General features: G+C 66.6%; 20 protein-coding genes. 13 read left to right on the top strand and 7 right to left on the bottom strand.

Annotated features, from left to right (window positions below):
* Positions 1-7: 7 nt before the first annotated feature.
* From AC3D24_RS04115 to AC3D24_RS04105, 3 genes are read left to right on the top strand one after another with little or no spacing between them, the layout of a single operon-like run.
* Positions 8-931, top strand: a complete 924-nt coding sequence (locus AC3D24_RS04115) for a polysaccharide deacetylase family protein (protein WP_489028454.1) — start codon at positions 8-10, stop codon at positions 929-931.
* Positions 822-2,084: an FAD-dependent monooxygenase gene (locus tag AC3D24_RS04110; protein WP_489028452.1), complete on the top strand. Its 1,263-nt coding sequence runs from the start codon at positions 822-824 to the stop codon at positions 2,082-2,084. Before AC3D24_RS04115 ends, AC3D24_RS04110 begins: the two co-directional genes overlap by 110 nt.
* Positions 2,081-3,595 carry an aldehyde dehydrogenase family protein gene (locus tag AC3D24_RS04105; RefSeq protein WP_489028450.1) on the top strand — a complete coding sequence of 505 codons (1,515 nt, stop codon included), beginning with the start codon at positions 2,081-2,083 and terminating at the stop codon, positions 3,593-3,595. The genes AC3D24_RS04110 and AC3D24_RS04105 overlap by 4 nt, the downstream gene beginning before the upstream one ends.
* A gap of 141 nt (positions 3,596-3,736) precedes the next feature.
* Here AC3D24_RS04105 and AC3D24_RS04100 read toward each other — a convergent pair whose 3' ends face one another.
* The 5 genes from AC3D24_RS04100 to AC3D24_RS04080 all read right to left on the bottom strand — a co-directional run bounded on the left by AC3D24_RS04100 (position 3,737) and on the right by AC3D24_RS04080 (position 10,550).
* Positions 3,737-4,510, bottom strand: coding sequence for an IclR family transcriptional regulator (locus AC3D24_RS04100; RefSeq protein WP_489028448.1), 774 nt, complete (start codon positions 4,508-4,510; stop codon positions 3,737-3,739).
* Between the two features lie 115 nt (positions 4,511-4,625).
* Positions 4,626-5,738: a zinc-binding dehydrogenase gene (locus AC3D24_RS04095; RefSeq protein WP_489028446.1), complete on the bottom strand. Its 1,113-nt coding sequence runs from the start codon at positions 5,736-5,738 to the stop codon at positions 4,626-4,628.
* Positions 5,735-6,601, bottom strand: coding sequence for an isocitrate lyase/PEP mutase family protein (locus AC3D24_RS04090; RefSeq protein WP_489028444.1), 867 nt, complete (start codon positions 6,599-6,601; stop codon positions 5,735-5,737). Before AC3D24_RS04090 ends, AC3D24_RS04095 begins: the two co-directional genes overlap by 4 nt.
* Positions 6,602-6,613: 12 nt before the next feature.
* Positions 6,614-8,491 (bottom strand): hydantoinase B/oxoprolinase family protein, encoded by a 1,878-nt coding sequence (locus AC3D24_RS04085; RefSeq protein WP_489028442.1) that lies wholly within the window; start codon positions 8,489-8,491, stop codon positions 6,614-6,616.
* A gap of 10 nt (positions 8,492-8,501) precedes the next feature.
* On the bottom strand, positions 8,502-10,550 hold the full coding sequence (locus tag AC3D24_RS04080) for a hydantoinase/oxoprolinase family protein (protein ID WP_489028440.1): 2,049 nt from the start codon (positions 10,548-10,550) through the stop codon (positions 8,502-8,504).
* 189 nt (positions 10,551-10,739) lie between these two features.
* Here AC3D24_RS04080 and AC3D24_RS04075 point away from each other — a divergent pair, with 189 nt between their 5' ends.
* Positions 10,740-12,242, top strand: a complete 1,503-nt coding sequence (locus tag AC3D24_RS04075; RefSeq protein ID WP_489028438.1) for an aldehyde dehydrogenase family protein — start codon at positions 10,740-10,742, stop codon at positions 12,240-12,242.
* Positions 12,243-12,272: 30 nt separating this feature from the next.
* On the opposite strand, the gene AC3D24_RS04070 is transcribed toward AC3D24_RS04075, so the two are convergent.
* On the bottom strand, positions 12,273-13,109 hold the full coding sequence (locus tag AC3D24_RS04070; protein ID WP_489028436.1) for a LysR substrate-binding domain-containing protein: 837 nt from the start codon (positions 13,107-13,109) through the stop codon (positions 12,273-12,275).
* Between the two features lie 188 nt (positions 13,110-13,297).
* Here AC3D24_RS04070 and AC3D24_RS04065 point away from each other — a divergent pair, with 188 nt between their 5' ends.
* From AC3D24_RS04065 to AC3D24_RS04025, 9 genes are all read left to right on the top strand, one after another.
* Positions 13,298-14,110 carry an ABC transporter permease gene (locus tag AC3D24_RS04065; RefSeq protein WP_489028434.1) on the top strand — a complete coding sequence of 271 codons (813 nt, stop codon included), beginning with the start codon at positions 13,298-13,300 and terminating at the stop codon, positions 14,108-14,110.
* A gap of 1 nt (position 14,111) precedes the next feature.
* The gene (locus AC3D24_RS04060; protein WP_489028432.1) at positions 14,112-14,870 is read left to right on the top strand and encodes an ABC transporter ATP-binding protein; all 759 of its coding nucleotides are present in this window, start codon (positions 14,112-14,114) and stop codon (positions 14,868-14,870) included.
* Entirely contained in the window at positions 14,870-15,484 is a 615-nt protein-coding gene (locus AC3D24_RS04055) for a cysteine dioxygenase family protein (protein ID WP_489028430.1), read from the top strand. The genes AC3D24_RS04060 and AC3D24_RS04055 overlap by 1 nt, the downstream gene beginning before the upstream one ends.
* Positions 15,481-16,704, top strand: coding sequence for a rhodanese-like domain-containing protein (locus tag AC3D24_RS04050; protein WP_489028428.1), 1,224 nt, complete (start codon positions 15,481-15,483; stop codon positions 16,702-16,704). The genes AC3D24_RS04055 and AC3D24_RS04050 overlap by 4 nt, the downstream gene beginning before the upstream one ends.
* A gap of 29 nt (positions 16,705-16,733) precedes the next feature.
* Entirely contained in the window at positions 16,734-17,834 is a 1,101-nt protein-coding gene (locus tag AC3D24_RS04045; protein WP_489028426.1) for an LLM class flavin-dependent oxidoreductase, read from the top strand.
* Complete coding sequence (locus AC3D24_RS04040; protein ID WP_489028424.1) at positions 17,834-18,853, top strand: ABC transporter substrate-binding protein; 1,020 nt, start codon at positions 17,834-17,836, stop codon at positions 18,851-18,853. Before AC3D24_RS04045 ends, AC3D24_RS04040 begins: the two co-directional genes overlap by 1 nt.
* 118 nt (positions 18,854-18,971) lie before the next feature.
* Positions 18,972-21,506, top strand: a complete 2,535-nt coding sequence (locus AC3D24_RS04035) for a TonB-dependent receptor plug domain-containing protein (RefSeq protein WP_489028422.1) — start codon at positions 18,972-18,974, stop codon at positions 21,504-21,506.
* Complete coding sequence (locus AC3D24_RS04030; protein ID WP_489028420.1) at positions 21,503-22,849, top strand: LLM class flavin-dependent oxidoreductase; 1,347 nt, start codon at positions 21,503-21,505, stop codon at positions 22,847-22,849. The genes AC3D24_RS04035 and AC3D24_RS04030 overlap by 4 nt, the downstream gene beginning before the upstream one ends.
* The gene (locus AC3D24_RS04025) at positions 22,846-23,514 is read left to right on the top strand and encodes a peroxiredoxin-like family protein (RefSeq protein WP_489028418.1); all 669 of its coding nucleotides are present in this window, start codon (positions 22,846-22,848) and stop codon (positions 23,512-23,514) included. Before AC3D24_RS04030 ends, AC3D24_RS04025 begins: the two co-directional genes overlap by 4 nt.
* 160 nt (positions 23,515-23,674) lie before the next feature.
* Here AC3D24_RS04025 and poxB read toward each other — a convergent pair whose 3' ends face one another.
* Positions 23,675-25,423: a ubiquinone-dependent pyruvate dehydrogenase gene (poxB, locus tag AC3D24_RS04020; RefSeq protein ID WP_489028417.1), complete on the bottom strand. Its 1,749-nt coding sequence runs from the start codon at positions 25,421-25,423 to the stop codon at positions 23,675-23,677.
* Positions 25,424-25,576: the final 153 nt, after the last annotated feature.

Below are 25,576 nucleotides of genomic sequence, written 5' to 3'. Positions count from 1 at the left end.
TACGCGCATGGACTATGATTACATTCCGCTTCCCGCCCGTCAGCCGCTCGTGTGGCCAAACGGTGCGCGCGTCGCGCTGATCCTGACGTTCAATCTCGAGACCTGGGATCTGACCAAGGATACCGACAAGCCCTATTATGCCGGCGGTCCGTCGATCCTGCCCGATATCCTGCCCGGCAACGTTCCCGATTTCCCGAATTACAGCTGGCGCGAATATGGCCAGCGGGTCGGCATCTGGCGGTTGTTCGAACTGTTCGACAAGCTTGGCGTCAAGGCGAGCTGCACCACCAACGGCGTGACTTTCGAACGGCGCGGGGCGATGACCGATGCGGTGCTGGAGCGCGGCTGGGAATTGCTCACGCACAATTGGGAGCAGGGCGAGCTGCTGACCAACTTCGCAGGCGATCCGGAGAAGGAGCGCGAGATCGTGCTGCGGACGCTCGACCAGTTCGAGAAGTTCACCGGGCGGAAGTCGAAGGGCTGGTTGTCGTCGTCCTTACGGGGCACGATGCAGACCGCGGACATTCTCGCGGAATATGGCTGCACTTTCTACTGCGACATCATGAACGACGATCAGCCCTATCTTCTGAAGACGCCGAACGGGCCGATCGTGTCGGTGCCCTATTCGAACGAGATCAACGACTTCACCTTCATCACGCGCAAGAACTTCACCACCGACCAGTTCTCGCAGGCGCTGATCGAGGAGCTGGACGTGCTGTACGAGGAAGGCGCGACCACCGGCCGGATCATGAACGTCGGGCTCCACCCGCACGTCTCGGGCCGCGCGCACCGCATCCGCGCGCTGCGTGAGTTCATCGAACATGCGAAGTCGTTGCCCGGCGTCTGGTGGGCGACCCGCGAGGAGATTGCCGACTGGTATCTCCAGAACCATGAGTCGCATATTCCCGGTCAGCTCGGCCAGGCTACTTAAGGTGGCCCGTAGCGAACGGATCACGATCGTCGGCGGCGGCATCGGCGGGATGACCGCTGCCGCCGCGATCGCGCAGGCCGGCTTTCCGGTGACGTTGTTGGAGGCAGCACCGCAGTTCGGCGATATCGGCGCGGGGGTCACGTTGTCGCCCAACGCGATGAAGGCGCTCGACCATATCGGCGTGATGGAGGCGGTCGCCAGCGCCGGTGTCGAGCCCACGCGCCAGCGCATCCAGCACTGGCAGGACGACCGCGTGCTCGTGCCGATGGAACGGGCGAGCGCGCGCGCGAAATACGGCGCGCCCTATGTGACGATCCACCGCGCCGACCTGCACGCCGAATTGGTCCGCGCGGCGACTGAGGCGGGCGTCGACCTGCGCACCAGCGCCCCCGCCGCGTCGACCGAAGACACCACAGTGACCCTCGCCGACGGCAGCCGCGTCGAGGGTGAGGTAATCATAGGCGCGGACGGCGTGAAGTCCGTCGTCCGCCAGCGGTTCGAAACGACGCCTGCCAAGTTCACCGGCCATGTCGCATGGCGGGCGCTGGTGCCTGTCGACGACGCGATCAGCTCGGTTACCGAATGGCCGGGGATCCATATCGGCCCCGGCAAGATGATCACGCGGTATCCCGTGCGTGGCGGCAGTCTGCTCAACATGGTGTTCTTCGCGCGGCAGGACGGCTGGACCGAGGATGGCTGGACGCTGCCCGCCGATCCCGCAGATCTTGCCGCTACGTACGCGGGCTGGTCCGACGAGGTCCAGGCGATGATCGCGGCGGCATCGACGGTCCCGCTGTTCAAATGGGCGATCAACGCACGCGCCGCGCTGCCCGACTGGACGATCGACGGCAACGTCGCGCTGCTCGGCGATGCCGCGCATGCGATGACGCCGTTCCTCGGCCACGGCGCCGCCTGCGCGCTGGAGGATGCGGTTGTCTTGTCGCGTGCGCTCGCCGCATCGAAGACGACGGAAGAAGGCCTGCGCCGCTACGTCGCGGCACGCCACGACCGCGCAAGCTTCATCCAGGCCGAGTCCAACGCCAACGCCGATCGCATGCAGGCGGACGACGCCGCGCTATTCGGGCTCGGCGCGATGAAGGACGAGGAAAGCCTCGGCCTGTTCGATTATGATTGCCGGAGCGTACCCGTATGACCGCCAACATCGTGCCCTTCGACGGCCACGCCATCGCGCCCGAGACGCACGCGTTTCTCGGCCAGTCGCACAAGCTGCTGATCGATGGCGCGTGGGTCGACGGCGAGACCGGCGAGACGATGAGGACGCGCGATCCGGCGACCGGGCTGATCCTCGCGCGGTTCGCGATCGGTGGCGCGAGCGATATCGATCGCGCGGTCGCGGCAGCGCGACGGGCGTTCGAGGGGCCATGGTCGCGGCTGACCGTCGCCGAGCGCACCGCGCTGCTGATGCGGCTGGCGCGCGCCATGAACGACGACGCGCAGGTGCTCGCCGAACTCGACGTGATCGACAACGGCATGCCGATGTTCATCGCACGCCTGACGGTCGCGAACTGCGTCGAGATGGTCGATTATTATGCCGGCGGGATCATGCGGATCGAAGGCACGACGACCGCCCCGCCCCGCCATGTCTCCGCCGAAGCCGAAGCGCTGACCTATACGTTGCGCGAACCCGTAGGCGTGGTCGGCCAGATCGTGCCGTGGAACGTGCCGCTGTCCACCGCGATCCTGAAGCTCGCGCCGGCGTTGGCGGCCGGCTGCACCGTAGTCATCAAGCCGTCCGAAGAGACGCCGCTGTCGATGCTCCGGCTCGGCCAGGTGATCCTCGACGCCGGTTTCCCCGACGGCGTGGTCAACATCGTCAACGGCTTCGGTTCGAGCGTCGGGGCAGCGCTCGCCGAACACCCCGATGTCGACAAGATCTCGTTCACCGGCTCGACCGCGACGGGCAAGCGGATCGTCCAGGCGGCGATCGGCAACCTCAAGAAAGTCTCGCTCGAACTCGGCGGCAAGTCACCCGTGGTGGTCCTGGCCGACGTCGATCTCGCGCTGGCGATCCCCGGCGTGGCGATGGCGACGTTCTTCCTGCAGGGCCAGAACTGCATGGCCGGCACGCGGATCTTCGTCCACGAGAGCGTCCACGATCAACTGGTCGAGGGGCTGGCGGCATTTGCCGGCGGCATGACGCTTGGCCACGGGCTCGATCCCTCGACGATGCTCGGGCCGATGATCTCGGACGGGCATACCGCCAAGGTAATGGGCTACATCAATGGCGCGATCGCCGAGGGTGCGACGCTGGTTGCTGGCGGCAAGCGGTTGGACCGACCGGGCAATTTCATCCAGCCGACGATCTTCACCGATACCCGGCCCGAAATGGCCGTCGTGCGCGAGGAGATTTTCGGCCCGGTGATGGCGGTGTCGAAGTTCGCGACCGACGATCTCGACGCGATCGCGCGGCTGGCGAACGACACGCCGTTCGGGCTGTCCGGGAGCGTCTGGACGCAGAGCCTGTCCTCGGCGCACCGCCTGGTATCGCGGATTCGGGCGGGCCAGGTGTCGATCAACTGCCACGGCGCAGTAGGGACGAACATCCCGTTCGGCGGGTACGGTCAGTCGGGCTGGGGTCGCGAGTTCGGTCGTGAAGGGCTCGATGCGTATCTCGAGACGAAGGCAGTAACGGCGCGGTTGTGAGGGTACCTCCCCCAAAACCACCACCCCGGCGGAGGCCGGGGCCCAATTGGGGGACGGTTATACTGGAGGGCGGCCCGTCATCATTGCCACCTTTCCACTTGGGCCCCGGCCTTCGCCGGGGTGGTGGTGGCGAATGCCGGTCTAAGCCGCCGCCCCCTCGCTCAGATCGTGACTGATCAAGATCGCCGCCGCCTTCAGCTCCTCCAGATACGTCTCCAAGGCCACCTCCAGCTTCATCGCGGTCACGAAGAACACCATCGTCATCGCCGCCTCGAACACGCCGTTCCTGAAGATCGGCACGGCGATCGACGAGGTCTTGCCCGGCGTGAGGTTGAAGTGATTGCGCCCCTGCACCGCATAGCCCTGTCGCCGGATGCGTTCGACATCAAGGCTGGCCTGCGCGGTGGCGAGATATTGCAGGTCGATCTCCTGCGAGACACGCATCCATTTCAGGATCATCAACCGCTCCTCCTCCGGCGCGAACGCCATCGAGAGCTTGCCCGATGCGCTGTCGAGGATCGGCAGCGTGAAGCCGGGATAATATTGCTCGAACGTCAGCGACGTGTTCGCGTGGGTCGAATCGCGCAGCATCATGTTACGTCCGACCCGCGTCGCGATCGAGACCGGCCAGCCGAACCGTCGGGTCAACTCGACGATATGCGGCCGCGCCGCCTTCACCAGCCGGTCGTCCTGCTGGAAGCCATGCGCCAGCGTCTGCACCATCGCCGTCGGCCGATACCGCTTACGCGCCGGTTCCTGCTCGATAAGTCCCTCATACAACAGCGTTTGTACGATCCGGCACGCGGTCGGGTACGGGACTTCGGACGCTTTCGAGATCTCCATCATCGACAGCGAGCCGTGGCGGTTGATCGCCTTCAGCGCGGCGATCGACCGGCTGATCGATCGGATGGGCACACCCTTTTCCATGCTCGCGAGTCTCCGAAGCCGTGTTGTGACACCAACATGACAGGGAATGCGCGGTTGACCGCCACGTGACAATCTTTATCCGCCTGGCGGACAGGCCATCATCTTAAGGTTTGACCACCTGCCGGATGGCTTCGCCACTCGCCAGTCGATCCAGCAGGCCGTTAATTTCAGACAAGGGGCTGATCGAGGTGAGCAACCGCTCGACCGGAAGCCGCCCCGCCCGCCACAGCGCCACGTAGCGCGGAATGTCGCGGGCCGGGATCGACGAGCCCATGTAGCTGCCCATCAGCGTCTTGCCGTCTGCGACCAGCGACACCGCGGGGATCGACAGCATCTCGGACGGATTGGGCAGGCCGACCGTGACGACGCGTCCACCGCGACGCGCAGCGGCATAGGCCTGCGCCAGCACGGCGGCCTTGCCGACCGTTTCGATCACGACGTCGGTTTTCGGTAACGACGCCGCCTCGTCGGGCGATACGGCCTGCGTAGCGCCCAGTTCGAGGGCCAGCGCGCGCTTTTCAGGCGAAGGGTCGACCGCGGTGACGGGTTGCGCGCCTGCTGCGAGGGCTCCGAGCAGCGCGGCAAGGCCGACCCCGCCGAGCCCGTAAACTAGCACGCTCTCACCCGGCCGCACCTGTGCCGTGTTCATTACAGCACCAACGCCCGTCAGCACCGCGCAGCCGAACAGCGCCGCGGTCTCCGCCGGAATATCGCGATCGACCTTCACGGCCGAGCGGCGATCGACGACCGCATGCGTCGCGAATGCCGACACGCCGAGATGGTGGTGCACCGCCTCGCCGCAGTCCGAAAGGCGGCCGCCGCCACGCATCAGTTCGCCCGCGCCGTTCGCTGCGGCAGCATTGGGGCAGAGATACCCCTCCCCCGACGCGCATGCCACGCATTCGCCGCACGAGGGCAGGAACACCAGTACGACCTGATCGCCGACGGCAAAGTGCGCGTCCGCCGGATCGCCGAGCCCGACGACCGTCGCCGCGGCTTCGTGCCCCAAAGCCATCGGCATCGGCCGGGGCCGATCGCCGTTCACCACCGACAGGTCGGAATGGCAGATCCCGGCGGCATCGATCCGCACCAGCAATTCGCCGGGCTTCGGATCGTCGAGCGTTAGCGTCTTCAGCGTCAGCGGCGGCGTGTCGGCATAAGGACGCGGGTTGTCGCCGCTCCGGCCGAGCACGGCCGCCGTGATCTGAAGAGTCATGCGTCGCCCTTGGCCCATTTCTTCTCGAACGCCCAGACGTCTTCGAAGCCGATCAGCGAACAGAACTCCTTGAAATCGAAGATGTCGGCGGGCTCGCCAACGCCGTTCTGCTTCAGGTCGATCAGTGCCCTCTCCATCGCGGTCGCCGCCACCAGGCTGGTCAGCGACGGATAGATCGCGAACGCATAGCCGAGTTCCACCAGCACCGAAGCATTCGGCACCGGCGAAAGCCCACCGTTCGCCATATTGGCCATGACCGGCTTGTCGAACGCGGCGCAGGCGGTCCGCATCTCCTCCTCGCTCTGCAGCGCTTCGGGGAACAGGATGTCGGCACCGGCCTTCGCATACGCTTCCAGCCGGCGCAGCGATCCGTCGAGGCCTTCGGACTGCCGCGCATCGGTCCGCGCGACGATCAGGACGTTCTCCTTGTCGGTCCGCGCGTCGCACGCGACCTTGATCTTCTCGACCATGTCTTCGAGCGAGATCAACCGCTTGAAGGGCGTATGACCGCACTTCTTGGGAAATTCCTGGTCCTCGAGCTGCACCGCAGTGACGCCCGCCGCCTCGTAGCCCTTCACGGTGTGATGGACGTTGAGCAGGCCGCCGTAACCCGTGTCGGCGTCGGCGATCAGCGCCGCCTTGCTGGTACGGGCGATGGTCGCCATGCGGTCGACCATCTGCGTGTAGCTGGCGATCCCGGCGTCGGGCAGGCCGTAGGCGGAGGCGGTCAGCCAATAGCCGGTGCCGTAGAGGATATCGAACCCGACCTTGTCGGCGATGACCGCCGAGATCATGTCGTGGACGCCGGGAACGACGAAGAACTTGCCCTCGGCGAGCTTCGTGCGGAGGATGGAATTGGCCATGATGTGCAGTCCTTATTCGGCAGCGATAGCGGTGGCATGCCAGCGCGGTTGCTTCGGTGCGGGCAGGCCGGTTTCGGCGAGGCAGTTGGCGCGCAACGTATCGATGTCGGGGCCGTAGTCGAAAGTCGGCAGTTCCGCCGGACGGCCTGCACGCATCGTCGTGCGCAAGGCTTCGGTTGCCGCCGCATCGACCGCGCCGTCGACCAGCACCACGCCGTAGCGTTTCGCGCCCTCGGCCGTGACCAGCCCCTGCCGCAGTTCCTTCGCCAGCAACGCCGGATCGCGCTCCAGCGGATCGCCCCAGCCACCGCCACCCCAGGTGACGAACTTCAGCTGCTCGCCAGCCTCGACCGGATAATCCTCCAGCTTGTTGCCGAGCACGATCTCGGTCCCGTCGTTCTTAACCAAGACTTTCCGCGCCCGCGTGCCGGGTTCGCCGCCATTGACGCCCCAGGGCGGGACGAACCAGCGATCGTCGTGGATCGCGATCACGCCGGGTTGGAGGAAGCGGTACACCATGTTGATGCCGTTGCCGCCGCGGTGCAGCCCTGCCCCGCCGCTGTCCGCGACCGTCTCGTACGTCTCGATCCGCAGCGGGAAATAGCGTTCGAGGAACTCGTTCGGCACGTTGGTGAAGCCGGGCCACAGCGAATGGCCATCGGGCCCGTCGCCCATCGGCCTTGCGGGAATGCCGCCAAACCCGATCTGGAACAGCTGGAACCATTTGCCGCTCGCATCGAGCCCCGAATAGAACAGATGCGGCGACGACGAGAAGCCGGCGGCGTTGAGGAACTCGGGCGTCTTCTGGCCGAGCAGCCCACCGAGGATGTCGAACAACCGGCCCAGCGCGTGCGTCCGCCCCGACAGTGCCGCCGGGAAGCGCGGCTTGAGCAATGATCCTTCCGGAATCCGCACGTCGATCAGGTCGTAATAGCCGTCGTTGAACAGGATCTGCGGATCGAAGACCATGATCATGTAGATGCCGAAAAACATCTTCATCATGTTTTCGTTGAGCAGGAAATTGATCGACGCCTGGCTCTGCGGATCGGTACCGTCGAAATCGAGGATGACGCGACCGTCCTCGCGCCACATCGTGCACTTGATCTTGTACGGGCCATAGCCGAGCCCGTCGTCGCAGATATAATCCTCGAAGCTCACCTTCTCCTCGCCGATCGCGGTTTCGACGAGCTGCTTCATCGCGCGGTAATTGCGCTCCAGCAGCAGATCGGTGGCCGACGCGTAGACGTCATCGCCGAACCGCTCGCACATCTCGATGATCCGGCGCGAGGCGACGCGGCACGAGGCGATCAGCGCGTTCAGATCGGCACGGCACCAGTCGGGCGTGCGCGTCTGGTGCATCACCAGGTTGAGCAGGTCCTCATTGTAGACACCTTGCTTCCACAGCTTCACGGGCGGAATGCGAACCCCCTCCTGGAAGATGCTGGTCGCGTCGATCGGCATCGATCCGGGCACCTTGCCGCCGATGTCGCTCATGTGACCGAACATCGAGGTATAGGCGACGACGCGGCCGTCCTTGAACACCGGCATCAGCACGAGCCAGTCGTTCAGATGGCTGATCGCGCCCTGCACCGAGTAGGGATCGTTGAGGAAGATAAGGTCGCCGTCCTCGACCGTGCCGTCATAGCCTTCGAGGAACGGGCCGATATACGAGCCGAACTGGCCGACGATCATGCGGCCCTTGCTGTCGGCGATCAGCGGGAAGGCGTCGCCCTGTTCGCGGATGCCGGGCGACATCGCGGTGCGGACGAGCGTCGCGTCCATCTCGATGCGGGCGTTGCGGAGCGCGTTCTCGATAACCTCCAGCGTGACGGGATCAATCGGCACCGTCTCGAACGGTGTGGCGTTGGCCTGGATGATGCGTGCGGGCATGATGGTCCTCTCAGGCCAGATTGATCAGGATGTTGCCGACCGAGTCGACGATGCCGATGCAGCCGCCTTCGATCAGCGTCGTGGAGTCCATCTCGACGATGATCGCCGGGCCGGGGATGACGTCGTTGGCGCGGAGCTTCGAGCGGTCGTAGATGACCGCAGGGCGCATCGCGCCGTCGGTCCAGAGCTCGTGATCGCGCAGTTTTGCGGCGATCGGATCGCCGTCGCCCTCCTCCAGCACGGGTGCCTTCAGGTCGAGCAGCGGCCCGAGCGCGACCGCGCGGAGGTTCACGAGTTCGTGCGCGGTTTCCATGTTGAAGGTGAACAGCCGGTGATGCTCTTCGTCGAACCGCGCGGTGACGCCGGCGAGTCCGTCACGCGCCAAGGTCTCGGCATCGATCGACAGCGGCACCTCGAACGCCTGGCCTTCGTAGCGCACGTCGATCTCGAACAGCGACGTGATGTCGCCTTCCGCGATCCCCTCGGCGGCGAGTTCGGCGCGGGTCTGTGCGGCCATCTCGTTGAGGATCGACTGGACCTCGGCCTCATCCGTTTCGCTGAAACGGCGCGAGAAGCTACGCGCAGTCTCGGTCCGCATCTGCGTCGTCGCGTCGCCGAGCGCGCACAACACGCCAGGCGAAACCGGCGACACCGCGGGCCAGCTGCCCATCAGCCGCGCGACCGCGTTGACGTGGAGTGGCCCGGCCCCGCCGAAACCCATCAGCGCGAAGTGGCGCGGGTCATAGCCCTGCTGGACCGAGATCATACGGAGCGCGCCGAACATGTTCTCGTTGACGATGTCGATGATCCCGCGCGCCGCCTGCATCAGGCCGATGCCGAGCTTGTCGGCGATCCCCTGCACCGCGATCTTCGCCCCCTCACGGTCGAGCTTGAACGCGCCGCCGAGCAGTGATTCCGGCAAGTATCCGAGCACCACGTTGGCGTCGGTCACGGTCGGCTCGACGCCGCCCTTGCCGTACGCGACCGGCCCCGGCACCGCGCCCGCCGAGCGCGGGCCGACCCGCAGCGCGTTGGTCAGTTCGGGAACATAGGCGATAGACCCGCCGCCGGCGCCGACCGTCTTCACGTCGAGCGCCGAGGCACGAACGGCCAGATGCCCGACTTCGGTGGTCCGCACACGGCGCGCTTCGAGGTTCTCGATGAGCGCGACGTCAGTCGAGGTCCCGCCGACGTCGAGCGTCAGGATGTTGCGGATGCCGGCGTTCTTGCCGACCCAGAGTGCGCCGGTCACGCCGCCCGCCGGCCCGGACATCAGCAGCGAGACCGGATGCTCCTCGGCTTTTTCGGACGACATCAGGCCGCCGTCCGAGCGGAGCAGCGACAGGCTCCCGGCCATCCCGCTGTCGCGGAGCTTGGTGCGCAGGTTGCGGACATAGTTGCGCATGATCGGGCGGACCGCAGCGTTGGCGACGGTCGTCAGCGTTCGCTCATATTCCTGCATCTCGGGCAGCACGACATGGCTGAGCGACAGCGGCACGTCGGGCAGGATCTCCGCGGCCAGTTCGGCCACGCGCAGTTCGTGTGCGCCGTTCAGATACGCGTTGATCAGCGACACCGTCAGCGCCTCGATGCCCTGCGCCTTCAACGCCTCCAGCGCCGCGCGGATGTTTGCGTCGTCGATCGGGCGAACCTCGTTGCCCTGCGCGTCCATCCGCCCGAGGATTTCGACGGTATCCTCCAGCGCGGCAAGTGGCTCGGGCTTCGGCCAGACGATCCAGCCGGCGAGGCCCCCGGGGACGAAGCTGCGCGCGATCTGCATGATCTGGCGATACCCTTCGCTGGTTACCAGGCCGACGCGCGCGCCCTTGCCTTCGAGTACCGCGTTGGTCGCGACGGTCGTGCCGTGCAGGAAGAATTCGATCTCGGCAGGCGTGATCCCCGCTTGGCCGCAGATCGCCTCGACCCCGGTCAGGATACCGACCGAGCTGTCATGCGGCGTCGACGGCGTCTTGTGCCGCCAGAACCCGCCGCTCTCCTGATCCAGCAGCAGCAGGTCGGTGAAGGTCCCACCGACATCGACGCCCAAACGATAAGCCATGATGTCCCCGCGATAATGATGACGCGACAGCCGCCCGGGCCACCGCTTTTGCTGAGGCCTTCCTAGAACCGGCCGATGATGCGATTGGCCCGCGTCACCGCGACTATCCGCTGTGCGACTTTTCGGGCGTGGCGGTTGGCCACGCTTCGCCACGTTCGCCACGGTGCCAGCCTTGCAGGAGAAGCCGTCATGATCGTCCGCCCCGAACTTCGCGCCGATACGCGCGCCTTCCTCGATCGCCGTGCGACAGGGGCAGGGTTGCTGATCGACGGCTCCTGGCAGTCGGCAGAAGGCGGGCGCACGCTAGCTACGCTTGATCCGGCTACGGGCGAAGAAATCGGCCGCATCGCATCCGCCTCGGCGGGCGACGTCGACCAGGCGGTGACCGCCGCCCGCATCGCCTTCGACGGCTGGCGCACCACCACCCCCGTCAACCGCGCGCGCGTGCTGTGGGCGATCGCGGACCTGATCGAGGCGCATGTCGACGAACTCGCCGAACTGGAAACGCTCGATCAGGGTAAGCCGCTGTTCGTCGCACGCTGGGCCGAGATCCCCGGCGCGATCAACCAGTTCCGCTTCTTCGCCGGCCAGGCGATGGCGATCGAAGGCAACACGGTCGACACCTCGATCGACTATCAGCCAGCAGGCAAGCAGATGTCCGCATGGACGGTACGCGAGCCGGTCGGCGTGGTCGCTGCGATCGTGCCGTGGAACTCGCCGCTGGTGCTGACCGCGATGAAGCTCGCGCCAGCGCTGGCGGCCGGCTGCGCGATCGTCCTGAAGCCCGCCGAGGACACCTCGCTCAGCGCACTCCGGCTCGGCGAGTTGATGACACAGGCGGGGCTGCCCGCGGGCGTGCTCAACATCGTCACCGGCCTCGGCAGCGAGACGGGTGCCGCGCTCGCCGCGCATCCGGGTGTCGACAAGATCGCCTTCACCGGCTCGACCCAGACCGGCCGCGCGATCCTCGATGCGGCCAAGACCAATTTCAAGCGCGTCAGCCTCGAACTCGGCGGCAAGTCGCCCGCGATCGTACTCCCCGACGCCGACCTCGACCTCGCCATCCCCGGCGTCGCCAACGCGATCTTCTTCAACGCAGGGCAAGTCTGCATCGCCGGCTCGCGCCTGTACGTGCATCGCTCGATCCACGACCAGGTGATCGAGGGCGTCGTCGCCTACGCGAAGGGGCTGGCGATGGGCCACGGCCTGGACCCCGCAACGCAGATGGGCCCACTCGTCTCGGCACGGCAGGCCGAACGCGTCGCCGGTTTCGTCACGGGTGCGCGCGAGGAAGGCGCAACCGTCCTGACCGGCGGCGACCGCTCGGGCGAAGCCGGCACGTTCGTCGCGCCGACGGTCGTGGTCGACGTCCGCCCCGACATGACGATCGTCCGCGAGGAAGTGTTCGGCCCGGTCCTCGTCGCACAACCCTATGACGATCTCGACGAAGTGGTCGCGGCGGCGAACGACAGCCAATACGGCCTCGCGTCGAGCATCTGGACGCAATCGCTCTCCAGCGCGCACCGGCTCAGCGGGCAACTCCGCGCGGGCACGGTGTGGATCAACTGCCACGCGATGTACGACGCATCGCTGCCGATCGGCGGCATGAAGGCCTCCGGCTGGGGCCGCGACAGCGGCAAGCAGGCGATGGACAGCTATCTCGAATGGAAGACAGTCTGCGCGGTAATCTGACCCAGACGCGACTCATCTAAGGTCTGGCGGTTACAGCTCCAGGATCGCCTCGACGGTGAGTTCGCGCAACCGCGTGACGGCCTGCCCCTGGTCGATGCCGCCGAGGATCATGGTGCCTACCGCCGGCAGTGCAGGTAGCGCTTCGGCCGGTAGCGCGGGCAGGTCGCGGAGGAACAGCGGCGGGCGGCATGTGACGCCGATCCCCGCCAGGACAGCCGACCGCAGTGTCGAGAGGTTGGGAGTCTCGACCGCGATCCGATAACGCCGTCCGATACGGTCGAGCGCCGCGATCGCCGTATCGCGGAACCGGCATGGCCGCTCCAGCACGACCAGCGGCAGTGGATCGCGGTCGAGCAGATCCGTCGCACCGTACCACCAGGTCGGCGTGGTGCGGATCACATCGGGCCAGTCCGGCGCGGCGAACCCGATCGCGAGATCCAGACTGCCGTGCGCGATGAGATCCTGCAGTTCCGCGGTACCGGCGACCCGGACGAACATCTGCGCATCCTCATGCAGCCGCACGAACCGGGCAAGGACGCCGGTCAGCAACGTCTCGGCGAAGTCCTGGACCATCCCGATCCGGACGGGGCCACTCAACGACGTTCCCGCCAGCGCTGCAACCGCCTGATCGTGCGCGTCGAGCACCCGGCGTGCGTGCGCCAGCATCGTGTCGCCCGCGGCGTTCAGCACCAACCGCCGACCGTCGCGGACGAACAACGGCTGTTGCAACATGTCCTCCAACCGCTTGATCTGCAAGCTGAGCGCGCCCTGCGTCACGAACACGAGCTCTGACGCTGCCATCATCGATCCGCTGTCGATGATCGTCACGAAGCTGCGCAGCAGATTGGTCGGTATGTTGATCGCCATTGGCAGCTCCACAGCCTGACTTTGCACCGGCAAAGCCTTTCTATCCGTCGCCTTTTAGTGCCGGTTTTCCGCCACTTCGTCCGTTACATTAGCATTGCTAATGAGCCTCTGAGGCATTCTCTATTGAACCAGTGGGAATTAAACAAGCATTGTCGCCGCACCGGAAACGAGCGTCGGAAGAGCTGTTCATGGCGAATGCCCTATATCGATCCCCTGCAAATGCGTCCCAGCGTTCCCGGCTAAGCAGGCTGCAGCGTAGTCGCTGGCTGTCGCCGGTCCTGCTGATGCTCGCATGGGAAGCCGCCTCGCGCAGCGGGCTCATTCCCGCACGAACGTTGGCGGCGCCGTCGCAGGTGCTGGGCACGTTATGGGAGATGATCGTGTCGGGCGAACTGCCCACCAATCTGGCCGTGTCGCTGGGTCGGGCTGCGGCGGGTCTCGTGATCGGCGTCGGTCTCGGCATCGTCCTCGCGTTGGTCGCCGGGTTGACGCGCGAAGGCGAGGCGGCGGTCGATTCTCCCGTACAGATGCTGCGGACCCTGCCCGCGCTGGCACTGTCGCCACTGTTTATCGTCTGGTTCGGCATCGGCGAGACGCCGAAGATCGCGCTGATCGCCTTCGCCACGCTGTTTCCGGTGTATCTAAACCTCTACAACGGCATCCGGGGAGTCGACGTCCGGCTGATCGACGCAGGGCGCAGCTTCGGCCTGACGCGCACGCAGATCGTCGCCGACATCGTCCTCCCTGCCGCGCTGCCGCAACTGCTCGTCGGTCTGCGCTACGCCTTCTCGGTCGCGGTTCTGATCCTGGTGGTCGCCGAACAGATCAACGCCTCGGCGGGGCTCGGCTTCCTGATCAACAACGCGCGCGATTTCATGCGGACCGACATCATCGTCGTCTGCCTGCTCGTCTACGCCGGGCTCGGTCTCGCCGCAGACCAGTCCGTGCGCCTGATCGAAGATCGTGCGCTGGCCTGGCGCCCCAAGCTCGTGGAGGCTTAAGATGACCATGAACTCGCACATCATCGCGATGCCGCAGCCGATCCGCCCGGTTGTCCGTCTCAATCAGTTCTCACGACGCTTCGGGGCCAATACCGTCCTCGACAACCTGCACCTCGAAATTGCGCAGGGCGAGTTCGTCGCGCTGCTCGGCCGCTCGGGATCGGGCAAGACGACGCTGCTGCGGACGCTGGCAGGTCTCGATACCGCGGAGGCGCAGGACGTAACGATCCCGACGTCCCGTGCGGTAGTGTTTCAGGATGCCCGGCTGCTGCCGTGGAAGCGGGTGTGGCGCAACGTCGGGCTCGGATTGAAGGGCCCCGACGTGCGCGATCGCGCTGAGGCGGCGTTGCGCGAGGTCGGGCTCGGCCACCGGCTCGATGCCTGGCCGCTGACCCTGTCCGGCGGGGAGGCGCAACGCGTGGCACTCGCCCGCGCGCTCGTCCGCGAGCCCAAATTGCTGCTGCTCGACGAGCCGTTCGCCGCGCTCGACGCGCTGACCCGCGTGAAGATGCACGGCCTGGTGATGGCGTTGTGGCGGGTCCATAGGCCTGCCGTCCTGCTGGTGACGCATGACGTCGACGAGGCGATCGCGCTGGCCGATCGCGTGCTGGTGCTCGACGCCGGTCGGATCGTCGTTGAGGAGCGCATTTCGATCCCGCGCGGGCAGCGGACCGGCATCGCGACGGCGTTGCGCGAGCGGTTGCTGGGATCGCTCGGCGTCGAACGGGACGAGCCCCTGCCCTTCGTGAAAGCCGAATGATGGCCAGCCAAATCCTCGTTCGCCCCCGGCTCGACCGGTTGCGCGACTTCGTCACCGGCATCGGCGCAGTACTGGATCGGACGCGCGACGAACGCTCGCTGCTCGAGGAGGGCAGCGCCGCGCTCGGCAAACTCATCGCGCACGACGACTGGTTGCCGGACGCCTATGCCGCGCCCGACCCCGATCGCTACCGCCAATATCTGCTCCATTGCGACAGCCGAGAGCGCTTTTCCGTCGTCAGTTTCGTCTGGGGGCCGGGACAAGCCACGCCGATCCACGATCACCGCGTCTGGGGTTTGGTCGGCCTGCTGCGCGGCGCCGAACTCTCCGAACGGTTCGCGCGGTACCCGGACGGCGGCTTACACGCGGTCGGCGCGATCGAGCGGCTCGAAGCCGGCGAAGTCGAGGCGGTCTCGCCCTCCGTCGGCGATATTCACCGCGTTTCGAACGCATTCGACGACCGCGTGTCGATCAGCATCCACCTTTACGGCAGCAACATCGGCGCCGTCGAACGCGCGACCTACGACGCGACTGGCACGCCGAAGCGGTTCGTCTCGGGCTACGCCAACGCCGTGCTGCCAAACCTCTGGGACAGATCGGGAGCAACCGCATGACCACCCCAATCGATATCCGCACCGCGCTGTTGCTCGGACACGAGATCGCGTTGCTCGACGTCCGTCATGAGGCCGCATTCGCTACTGGCCATCCGTTGTTCGCCGCCAACCTCGCCTTCGATCGCGTCGAACTGGAAGCGGCCATCCGCCTGCCCCGCAAGAACGTGCCGATCGTGCTGTACGATGATGGCGAGGGCTTTGTGGCCGCCGCTGCCACCGCGCTGACTGCGCTTGGATACACCGACGTCGACGTTCTCCAAGGTGGTCTCGCAGCTTGGCGCGACGCAGGCTTCGAAGTGTTCGAGGACGTGAATTCCTACTCGAAGGCGTTCGGTGAACTGGTCGAAGCGCGCCGCCACACGCCGTGGCTCGCCGCCGAGGACGTCGCCGCGCTGATCGAGGAGAAGGCCGACATCGCGATCCTCGATGCGCGCCGGTTCGAGGAATATGCGACGATGAACATCCCCGGCTCGACCAGCGTGCCGGGTGCCGAACTCGTGTTGCGCGTGGCCGAGGCGGTGCCCGATCCCGACACGACGATCATCGTCAACTGCGCCGGCCGCACGCGCAGCATCATCGGTACGCAGTCGCTGATCAACGCCGGCGTGCCCAACCGCGTCGTCGCGCTGCGCAACGGCACGATCGGCTGGACGCTCGCCGGCCAGTCATTGGCGCATGGCAGTGATCGCCCCGCGCCCGAGGTGCGACAGAGTGATGAGACCGCCGCCACCGCCCGGGCCGTCGCCTATCGCGCCGGGGTCAAGCGCCTGACGCCCGCCGAGCTAGCGGTGCTCGAACGCGACACCGGCCGCACGCTCTACCGTTTCGACGTACGCCGTCCGGACGAATACGCCGCCGGCCATATCGCAGGGTTCCGATCCTATCCCGGCGGGCAGCTGGTGCAGGAAACCGACATCGCCGCCCCCGTCCGCGGTGCGCGCATCGTCCTTGCCGACGATATCGGCGCGCGCGCGGACATGACCGCGTCGTGGCTCGCGCAACTCGGCTGGGACGTGTTCCTCCTCGACGGTGGCTTCGACGGCGCGCTCGAAACCGGCCCCGGTCCGACGATCCCGCCGGGCGATCCCGCGCACCGCTACAAGCGCCCCTACGAAGGCACCGACAACGCGGCCGCCGCGATGCAGGCCTATCTCGACTGGGAATACGGCCTCGTCGACCAGCTCGCGCGCGACGGTACGCACGGCTTCTACGTCATCTAATTCCCCGAACGACCCACAGGAGACACGTCATGCCCGTCAAGTTCATCGGCTATATCGGCTTCAACGACGCTTCGGAAATCCACGGCGTCGGCAAGGCCCGGGGCCTCGACAAGGCCTATGTCGAGGCCGCCGCGATTGCGCAGGAGAGAGGCGGCTTCGACCGCGTCCTCATCCCGTTCGGCTCCGACAGCCCCGAAAGCCAGATCGTCGCCGCGCACGCCGCCGCGATCACCACCAAGCTCGGCTTCCTGATCGCGCACCGTCCCGGCTTCACCCAGCCGACCCTCGCCGCACGGCAATTGGCGACGCTGGACCAGCTCTCCGGTGGACGCGTTGCGGTCCACATCATCACCGGCGGTGCGGACAGCGAGATGGCGCGCGACGGTGATCATTCGGTCAAGGACGAGCGCTATGCACGCACCGACGAATACCTCCAGATCCTGAAGCAGGAATGGTCGTCCGCCACGCCGTTCGATCATGACGGGCGCTTCTACAACGTCCGCCAAGCGTTCAGCCAGATCAAGCCGACCAACCTGCCCGTCTTCTTCGGCGGATCGTCGTCGGCGGCGATCGACGTCGCCGGGCGCCATGCCGATGTCTACGCGTTATGGGGCGAGACGCAGGCGCAAGTCCGCGAGGCGGTCGGCACGATCCGCCACGCCGCCGCGCGTTATGGCCGCAACCCCGGCTTCTCGCTGTCGCTGCGCCCGGTGATCGCCGATACCGAGGAAGCGGCGTGGAAAAAGGCCGACCGCATCGTCGAGCAGGTCCGCGATCTCCGCGAAACAGCCGGGGTCGCGACCAGCGGTCATGCCCCGGTCAATGCCGGGTCGCAGCGTCTGCTGGAGGCCGCAAACCAGGGCTACCGCGTCGACAAGCGTCTCTGGACGGGGGTCGCGGCCCTCGGCGGAGCGGCGGGCAACTCGACTGGGCTGGTCGGAACGCCGGAACAGGTCGCCGACGCGATGCTCGATTATTACGACCTCGGCATCGACCATTTCCTGATCCGCGGGTTCGAGCCGTTGCAGGATGCGATCGATTATGGGCGCGATCTGTTGCCGGCCGTCCATGAACTGGTCGCCGCACGCGATGCCGAGCGCGAACTCGAACCGCAGCGGGCAGTGGGCTGATGCCGGACTGGACGGATGACGAGGGGGTGGCAGCGACGTCACCCCCGCCGCGGGAAGGCGTGAAGCGCTGGTGGCCGTTGCTGCTGGCGGCGGTGCTGGCAGCGGCACTCTATGCGTGGCTCGGGCGCGCCGCGCCCGCCGGCGACGTGCTGCATGTCGGCAGCCAGCGCGGCGGGACCAAGGCGCTGATGCTCGCATCGCATGCGCTCGACGGCGCGCCCTACCGCGTCGAATGGTCCGAATTCCCCGCCGCGCAGACGTTGCTGGAGGCGATCGGCGCCGGCGCGGTCGATGTCGGCATGGTCGGCGATGCGCCGTTCCAGTTCGCCTATCAGAGCGGCGCGCCGATCAAGGCGGTCGCGGTACAGTCCGCCACCTCACGGCCGAGGGACAGCCTCGCGATCCTGGTACCGGCGCGGTCGCGGATCGCCGATGTGAGCGGCCTGCGCGGCAAGCGGGTCGCAACGACACGCGGCTCGGTCGGCCATTACCTGCTGCTCCGCGCGCTGGACGCCAAGGGGCTCAAGCCGAGCGACGTCCGCCTTATCTTTCTGGCGCCGGGCGATGCCAAGGCCGCCTTCGACACCGGATCGATCGACGCCTGGTCGATCTGGTCCCCCTATAGCGGGACCGCGCTGGCACAGGGGGCGCGCGTCGTCGCCGACGGCGCGGACTATCTGAGCGGCTATGGCTTCGATGCGGCCAATGCGCGCGCGGCAACGGCGAAGAAAGCCATCTTGACCGACTATCTGCAACGCGAATCCCGTGCCCTCGACTGGGCTCGCGCGCATCCGGACGCCTATGCCGAAGTGCTCGCCAGAGAGACCGGGCTACCCTTCAAGATAGCGCTGTTCCACGCCAAGCATCTGCCGATGGCCCGTGTCCCGGTCGACGCCGCCGTCAAGGCCGAGGAACGCGATGTCGTCGCCCAGTTCCGCAAGGCCGGCGCACTCGCCGGCAACCGTCCGCTCGATGACGCCTATCTGCCGCTCGACCAAGGTCGTCCCGGTGCCCGGTAAGCGCCGAATGCCGGGCTGAACCGCCGCGGCCCCGCGCCGCCCGACCGCATTTCCCTTTACCTCGTGCGTCCCCGCTTCGGCGGGATCGGAGACGCGCGCCTTGCTCACGGACATCATCATGACATCGATCTCCCGCCTGCTTGCCGGTGTCGCCCTCGCGACCTTTACCGTACCCGCCTTTGCGCAAGACACGCCCCCGGCCCCCGTGACGACCCTGGCTGCGTCCGACGACGCGGGTGGCAATGACGCCACGATCGTCGTCACCGGCGTCCGTGGCGGCCAGCCACGGACCGTCGCCGACAGTCCCGTCCCGATCGACGTCATCGGCCGCCGCGAACTGCAGGCGACCGGCCGCACCGGGTTGAAGGAAATCCTCGGCAACATCGTGCCGTCGCTGACGATGCCCGCGCTCGGCGGCGGGGGCACGTCGGCCAGCGTCAAGCCGATCGCGATCCGCGGACTGTCGGGCGATTACCTGCTGGTGCTCGTGAACGGCAAGCGGCGCCACACCACCTCGCTGATCAACAACCTCTCACGCATCTCGGGTGGCTCCACCCCGGTCGACATCGACCTGATCCCGACCAATGCGGTCGGGCATATCGAGGTGCTACGCGACGGCGCGGCGGCCCAATACGGGTCCGACGCGGTGTCCGGCGTCATCAACATCATCCTCGACGACGCCCCCAAGGGCGGGCGCTTCTCGATCACCGGCGGCCAGCAATATTCGAAAGGTGCGCCGCTGCTCCAGACCGATCTCAGCTACGGCACTCAACTTGGCGAAGGCGGGTTCTTCCGCGCCGCTGTCGAGGCGAAATACCATGATCGCGCAGACTCCTCGGCCGATGCCGTACCGCGCATCCTGCCGCTGGTGAACGGCCAGCCGGACCCGCGCGAGGCGTCGCTCGATCATGTCTACGCCGGCGGATACGGCCGCTCGAACCGCGACAAGATGATCAACGGATCGTACAATACCGAAGTGCCGGTCGGCGACACGCTACGGCTCTACAGCTTCTCGACGCTCAGCTACCGCGACATCAAGGACGCCCGCGGCGCCTATATCCCCTCCTCCACCGGCTATGGCGGCCAGGCCAATACCAGCGCTGCCTCGGTCCTGCCGCAACTCTACCCGACCGGGTTCCAGGCCTATCGCCGGATCAAGGAAACCGATTTCCAGCTCACCGGCGGCGTGAAGGGCGAGCTTGCCGGCTGGGCGTGGGATCTCAGCTCCAGCGTCGGTCGCGACCGCGTCTGGCTGGGTGCCGAGAACACGCTCAACCCCTCGATCGGACCGTCCAGCCCGACGAACTTCTACATGGGCACGCAGATCCAGGATCTGTGGGTCAACAATCTCGACCTCAGTCGCGACGTCGCGATCGGTCTCGCCAAGCCGCTGTCGATCTCGATCGGTGCGGAGCACCGCTGGGAACGCTTCCAGTCTCGCGCCGGCGAACCCGACAGCTACCGCAACGGCGGCTACCAGATACCGGTCGACGACACCCCGTTCGGCCAACTCTATGGCGGCCGCTATCCGTCGCCGGGGCTCGTGTCGTTCACCGGCACGTCACCCGCCGACGCAGCCTCGCTCAGCCGGAACAATCTGGCGGGCTATGTCGATCTCTCGACCAACGTCACCGATGCGTGGTTCATCGGCGTCGCCGGGCGGTTCGAGCATTACGACGACAGCGCAGGCAACACGGTAAGCGGCAAGTTCTCGACCCGCTACGAACTGACGCCGGGGCTTGCCATCCGCGGTGGCGTCAACACCGGGTTCCGCGCGCCGGCCCTCGCACAGACCGGCTTCTCGACCACGCAGAACACCACGACGGTGATCGGCAACACGCCCGTCTCGACGATCGCGAAGTTCCTCCCGGTAAACAGCGCCGCGGCGATCGCGCTCGGCGCGCAACCCCTGAAGCCGGAGAAGTCGCTCAACTACACCGCCGGCATCACCTACGAGGCGGGCGCGCTACACCTCACGCTCGACGCCTACCAGATCCGCGTCGACGACCGCATCGTCAAGACCGAGTTCCTCGGCACCGCGGCAAACGGCGGCACCGCGATCCGCGACATCCTGATCGCGAACGGCGTGACCGGGGTCGACAGCGCGCAGTTCTTCACCAACGCGATCGACACGCGCACCCGCGGCATCGATGCGGTCGCCGAATACACGCTGCGCACGACCGGCCTCGGCGCGTTCCGGCTGAGCGCGGCGTACAGCTACAACAGGACCAAGATCCTCAGCATCGCCGACAATCCGGCCGCGCTCAGTTCGCTCAACGTCGTGCTGTTCGGCCGCCAGGCTCAGCGCGATCTCGTGGTCGCTCTGCCACGGACCAAGCTGGTCCTCACCAACGACTGGTCGCTCGGCAAGGTCCACGCGCTCGCCCGCGCCACGCGCTACGGCCGCTACACGGAGTCGAGCAACGTCGCGACCGGCGACCGCACCTTCGGCGGCAAATGGGTCGCCGATCTCGATATCGGCTACGACCTGACCGATCGGATCACGCTGGCGGTCGGGGCAAACAACCTGTTCGACACCTACCCGGACCGTGACGGCCTGATCGCGGCCGACGGCAGCGGCGCCTATGGTGGCTTTGCCCCGTTCGGGCTCAGCGGCGGCTCCTATTACGCCCGCGTCGGCGTGTCGCTGTGACCCGGCAGATGCACCTCGCACTGTTCGTGACGGCGGACGGGATACACCACGGCGGCTGGCGGCATCCGCAAGCAAGCAGCGCAGACCAGGGCTTTGGCTTCTACCGTCGTCTCGCCGCGCAGGCCGAGGCCGCCAAGCTCGACATGCTGTTCGTCGCCGACAAGCTCGCGATCGACGACCTGTACGGCGGGCATTTCGCAACGACGGTCCGCTACCGCGCGTCGCGCGGGACGGAACCGCTGACCCTCCTGTCTGCGCTGGCGGCCACGACCGAGCATATCGGCCTCGGCGGCACGATCTCGACCAGCTACACCGAACCCTATCACGTCGCGCGGATGTTCGCGTCGATCGACCATCTCAGCGGCGGCCGCGCGGCATGGAACGCGGTCACTTCCGTCAGCGATGCCGAAGCGCATAATTTCGGCCGCGCCGAGCATTACGACCACGCCACCCGCTACGCGCGCGCCGCCGAATATCTCGACGTTGTCCGCCGCCTTTGGGACACGTGGGAAGAAGACGCGATCGCCCCCGACCAGGCCGCCGGCACCTATGGCGATCCAGCCAAGGTCCATTACGCCGATCATGTCGGCAATTGGTTCGACGTAAAGGGGCCGTTGTCGCTCCCACGCCCGCCGCAGGGTCACCCGGTCCTGATCCAGGCCGGTGCATCAGGTGCGTTCCAGGATCTGGCGACGCACAACGCCGAAATCGTGTTCGCCGTCTATCCCGACGTCGATCGCGCCAAGGCGGGCTATCGCAGCTTCAAGGACGACGTCGCTGCAGCCGGGCGCTCCCGCGACGCCGTCAAGATCCTTCCCGGCATGGTCCCGATCATCGCCGACAGCGACGATGCCGCCGCCGACCTTCTCGGCGAACTGGACGCGCTGGTCGAGCCCCTCGCGGGCCTGAGCTTCATGTCCGGCAGCATGAACTACGATCTCGCCGGTCATGCGATCGACGACCCCGTCCCCGACATCCGCGACCTGATCCGCGGCAGCAAGGGCCGGTTCCACTACGTCATCGGCAAGGCGATCGAGGAAGGCTGGACGCTCGGTGAACTCGGCCGCTGGTACGGCTCCAGCCTGTCGTTCGCCAAGATAATCGGCAGCCCGCGCACCGTCGCAGACGAGATGGAGCGCTGGCTGGTCGAGGACGCGTGCGACGGGTTCGTCATCATGCCTGCTTTCATGCCGGCAGGCGTCGACCGGATGCTGCGCGACGTCGTCCCGCTGCTCCAGGCGCGCGGCATATTCCGCCGCGACTACACCGCATCGACGTTGCGCGGCCATCTCGGCCTCGACCGTCCCGCCAACAGCTTCCACACCAGAGGAGATCGATCATGACCGAATCCGTCCGCGCTGCGCTAGGCGCCTTGCAAGCCGAGCGGGACCGCGACTGGACGCCCGCGCAGCTCGACCTGAACGCCGGCCAGCGACGCGAACTCGTCGAGCACTTCGATCCGTCGCGCGCGATCAAGGCTGGCGATACGGTGCCGGACTTCGCGCTGGACGCCGTCGACGGCACGACGATCCGCCTGGACGACCTGGTCGCGAACGGGCCGGCGGTTCTGATCTTCTTCCGGTTCGCGGGCTGCCCGGCCTGCAACATCGCGCTGCCGGTCTACCAGCGCACGCTCTGGCCGACCTTGCGCGAACTGAAGGTTCCGCTGGTCGCGATCAGCCCCCAGATTCCGTCGAGGCTCGCGGCGATCGAGCAGCGCCACACCCTCGGCTTCACGGTTGCCAGCGACCACGATAACGGGTTGGCGCGTCAACTCGGCATCGTGTTCGAGTCAAACGCCGCCACCCGCGCCGCGGCGGCAACGCCGCTCGGCGAGATCACCGGCACCGGCACATGGGAACTCCCCTTCCCGACCGTGCTCGTCATCGGTGAGGATCACATCGCCAGCTTTGTCGACATCGCGCCCGACTGGATGCAACGGACCGAACCGGATGCCGTCATCGCCGCGGTTCGCGCGCTCGTTCCGGCTCGCCGTGTCGCGGCCTAGAACAGCTTGCGAAGCCAGACGACCAACCGGGTAGAGACAACCCCGCTGGACGCGGTTCGAGGTCGCGAACCCGAGGCCGGGCATCGGTGACGTCGTTGCCGTCGAGTTGTGCCTGCAAGGTCATCGCGCTTCACGGCCGGCTCCCCTGCACGCATCCCGATCAGAAGAATCGGCTGAGCAGACCGGCGTTGGTCTTGCCGAGTTCGACCACTTCGTCGCCGCGCCCGCTGATGATCGCCTTAGCCATGTACAGCGTGAAGCCCTTCATCTGTTCCAACGTGATCTTGGGTGGCATCGACAATTCGGTGCGCGCGGTCACGGCGTCGAGCAAGGCAGGCCCCGGATGTGCCAATACCTCGCGCACGCCCGCCTCGACCTCGCCAGGATCGGTCACCCGCACGCCGTGAATGCCGATCGCGCGGGCCATCGCGGCAAAGTCCGGATTGTCGAGCGCCACCCCGGTCTCGACCAGTCCCGCGGCCTTCATCTCCATCTCGACGAAGCCCAGCGTGCCGTTGTTGAACACGATGATCTTCACAGGCAGGCCCAACTGGCGCACCGTCAGCAGTTCACCCATCAGCATCGCCAGCCCGCCATCGCCCGATAGCGAGACGATCTGGCGCTTTGGATAGGCGGATTGCGCACCGATCGCCTGCGGCAGCGCGTTGGCCATGGACCCGTGATTGAACGAGCCGATCAACCGGCGCTTCCCGTTCATCGTCAGATAGCGCGCCGCCCAGATCGTCGGCGTACCGACGTCGCAGGCAAAGACCGTATCGTCGTCGGCCAGTTCGTCGACGACACGCGCGACGTGCTGTGGATGGAGAACGCCACTGCCCGCCTTGCCCCGTGCGAGATCGTCGAGCCCCTTGCGGCTCTCGACGTAATTCTCGCGCGCCGAGCGCAGGAAGCCGTCATCGCGCGCGCTTGTCAGATGCGGCAAGAGCGCGTCGATCGTCGCGGCGACATCGCCGACCAGGCCGAGGTCGATCGGGGTGCGCCGCCCCAGATTCTCCGGACGCAGGTCGATCTGCGCGACCTTCGCCTTGACCGGATAGAATTGACGATAGGGAAAGTCGGTCCCCAGCATCAGCAGCACGTCGCAGCTCATCATCGCGTCGTACCCGCTCGAAAAGCCGATCAGCCCGGTCATGCCGACATCATAGGGATTGTCGTATTCGACGAACTCCTTGCCGCCCAGCGCATGGACGACCGGAGCCTGCAGCGCGGCCGCGATCTTCAGCAATTGCGGATGCGCGGTCTTGCAGCCGCGTCCGGCGAGGATCGTCACCTTGCCCGCGCCGTTCAGCAGCGCGGCGAGCTGTGCGACATCCGCCTCGGCCGGTACGATCGTCGCCAGCGACGGCAGCAACGCGGCGGCGGAGCGCGCGATCACGCCGTCGGTCTGGCGGAGTGCGACGTCGCCCGGCATCGACACGACCGAAACCCCGCGGTGGCCGATAGCGGCCCGGATCGCGGTTTCCAGCGTGCGCGGCATCTGGTCGGCATCCGATATGGTCTCGCAATAGACGCTGCACTCGCGGAACAGCGCTTCGGGACGGGTCTCCTGGAAATAGTTCGAGCCGATCTCGCCGCTGGGTACCTGCGCAGCGATCGCCAGCACCGGCACGCGGGTGCGGTTGCAGTCGTACAGCCCGTTGATCAAATGCATGTTGCCCGGTCCGCACGACCCCGCGCAGACGGCGAGCTTGCCGGTCAACTGCGCCTCGGCCCCCGCCGCAAACGCCGCCGCCTCCTCGTTGCGGACATGGATCCACTCGATCTTGCCTTGCCGCCGCAAACTGTCGGTCAGGCCGTTGAGACTATCGCCGACGACGCCGTAGATCCGCTCGACGCCGGCGAGGTGAAGCGTTTCGGCGAACAGGTCGGCGATGATGGTCTTGGACATGAAGGTCTCCGGCGATGGCGGTAGGCCGCGCCGGTCTTCCAACCGACATGGCGATCGAACTCCAAACGCGCCGGCCCTTAATCAGGGTGCATTGCACTGCAGCATTTTGAGCTCAACTGGTCACCGATCGCACCTGCCGTGATCGAAAGGACG

Source organism: Sphingomonas sp. SL1004, from assembly GCF_057815015.1.
Note: the sequence above shows the minus strand (reverse complement) of the source record. Positions and strands in the feature narration are given on the sequence as shown.

Excerpts from the sequence above, each read along its gene's own strand:
- AC3D24_RS04105 (WP_489028450.1), top strand. The coding sequence starts at position 2,081 with ATGACCGCCAACATCGTGCCCTTCGACGGCCACGCCATCGCGCCCGAG.
- AC3D24_RS04085 (WP_489028442.1), bottom strand. The coding sequence starts at position 8,491 with ATGCCCGCACGCATCATCCAGGCCAACGCCACACCGTTCGAGACGGTG.
- poxB (WP_489028417.1), bottom strand. The coding sequence starts at position 25,423 with ATGTCCAAGACCATCATCGCCGACCTGTTCGCCGAAACGCTTCACCTC.
- AC3D24_RS04080 (WP_489028440.1), bottom strand. The coding sequence starts at position 10,550 with ATGGCTTATCGTTTGGGCGTCGATGTCGGTGGGACCTTCACCGACCTG.
- AC3D24_RS04050 (WP_489028428.1), top strand. The coding sequence starts at position 15,481 with ATGACCACCCCAATCGATATCCGCACCGCGCTGTTGCTCGGACACGAG.
- AC3D24_RS04025 (WP_489028418.1), top strand. The coding sequence starts at position 22,846 with ATGACCGAATCCGTCCGCGCTGCGCTAGGCGCCTTGCAAGCCGAGCGG.
- AC3D24_RS04070 (WP_489028436.1), bottom strand. The coding sequence starts at position 13,109 with ATGGCGATCAACATACCGACCAATCTGCTGCGCAGCTTCGTGACGATC.
- AC3D24_RS04035 (WP_489028422.1), top strand. The coding sequence starts at position 18,972 with ATGACATCGATCTCCCGCCTGCTTGCCGGTGTCGCCCTCGCGACCTTT.
- AC3D24_RS04060 (WP_489028432.1), top strand. The coding sequence starts at position 14,112 with ATGACCATGAACTCGCACATCATCGCGATGCCGCAGCCGATCCGCCCG.
- AC3D24_RS04065 (WP_489028434.1), top strand. The coding sequence starts at position 13,298 with ATGGCGAATGCCCTATATCGATCCCCTGCAAATGCGTCCCAGCGTTCC.
- AC3D24_RS04115 (WP_489028454.1), top strand. The coding sequence starts at position 8 with ATGGACTATGATTACATTCCGCTTCCCGCCCGTCAGCCGCTCGTGTGG.
- AC3D24_RS04075 (WP_489028438.1), top strand. The coding sequence starts at position 10,740 with ATGATCGTCCGCCCCGAACTTCGCGCCGATACGCGCGCCTTCCTCGAT.
- AC3D24_RS04090 (WP_489028444.1), bottom strand. The coding sequence starts at position 6,601 with ATGGCCAATTCCATCCTCCGCACGAAGCTCGCCGAGGGCAAGTTCTTC.
- AC3D24_RS04045 (WP_489028426.1), top strand. The coding sequence starts at position 16,734 with ATGCCCGTCAAGTTCATCGGCTATATCGGCTTCAACGACGCTTCGGAA.
- AC3D24_RS04055 (WP_489028430.1), top strand. The coding sequence starts at position 14,870 with ATGGCCAGCCAAATCCTCGTTCGCCCCCGGCTCGACCGGTTGCGCGAC.
- AC3D24_RS04095 (WP_489028446.1), bottom strand. The coding sequence starts at position 5,738 with ATGACTCTTCAGATCACGGCGGCCGTGCTCGGCCGGAGCGGCGACAAC.
- AC3D24_RS04110 (WP_489028452.1), top strand. The coding sequence starts at position 822 with ATGCGAAGTCGTTGCCCGGCGTCTGGTGGGCGACCCGCGAGGAGATTG.
- AC3D24_RS04040 (WP_489028424.1), top strand. The coding sequence starts at position 17,834 with ATGCCGGACTGGACGGATGACGAGGGGGTGGCAGCGACGTCACCCCCG.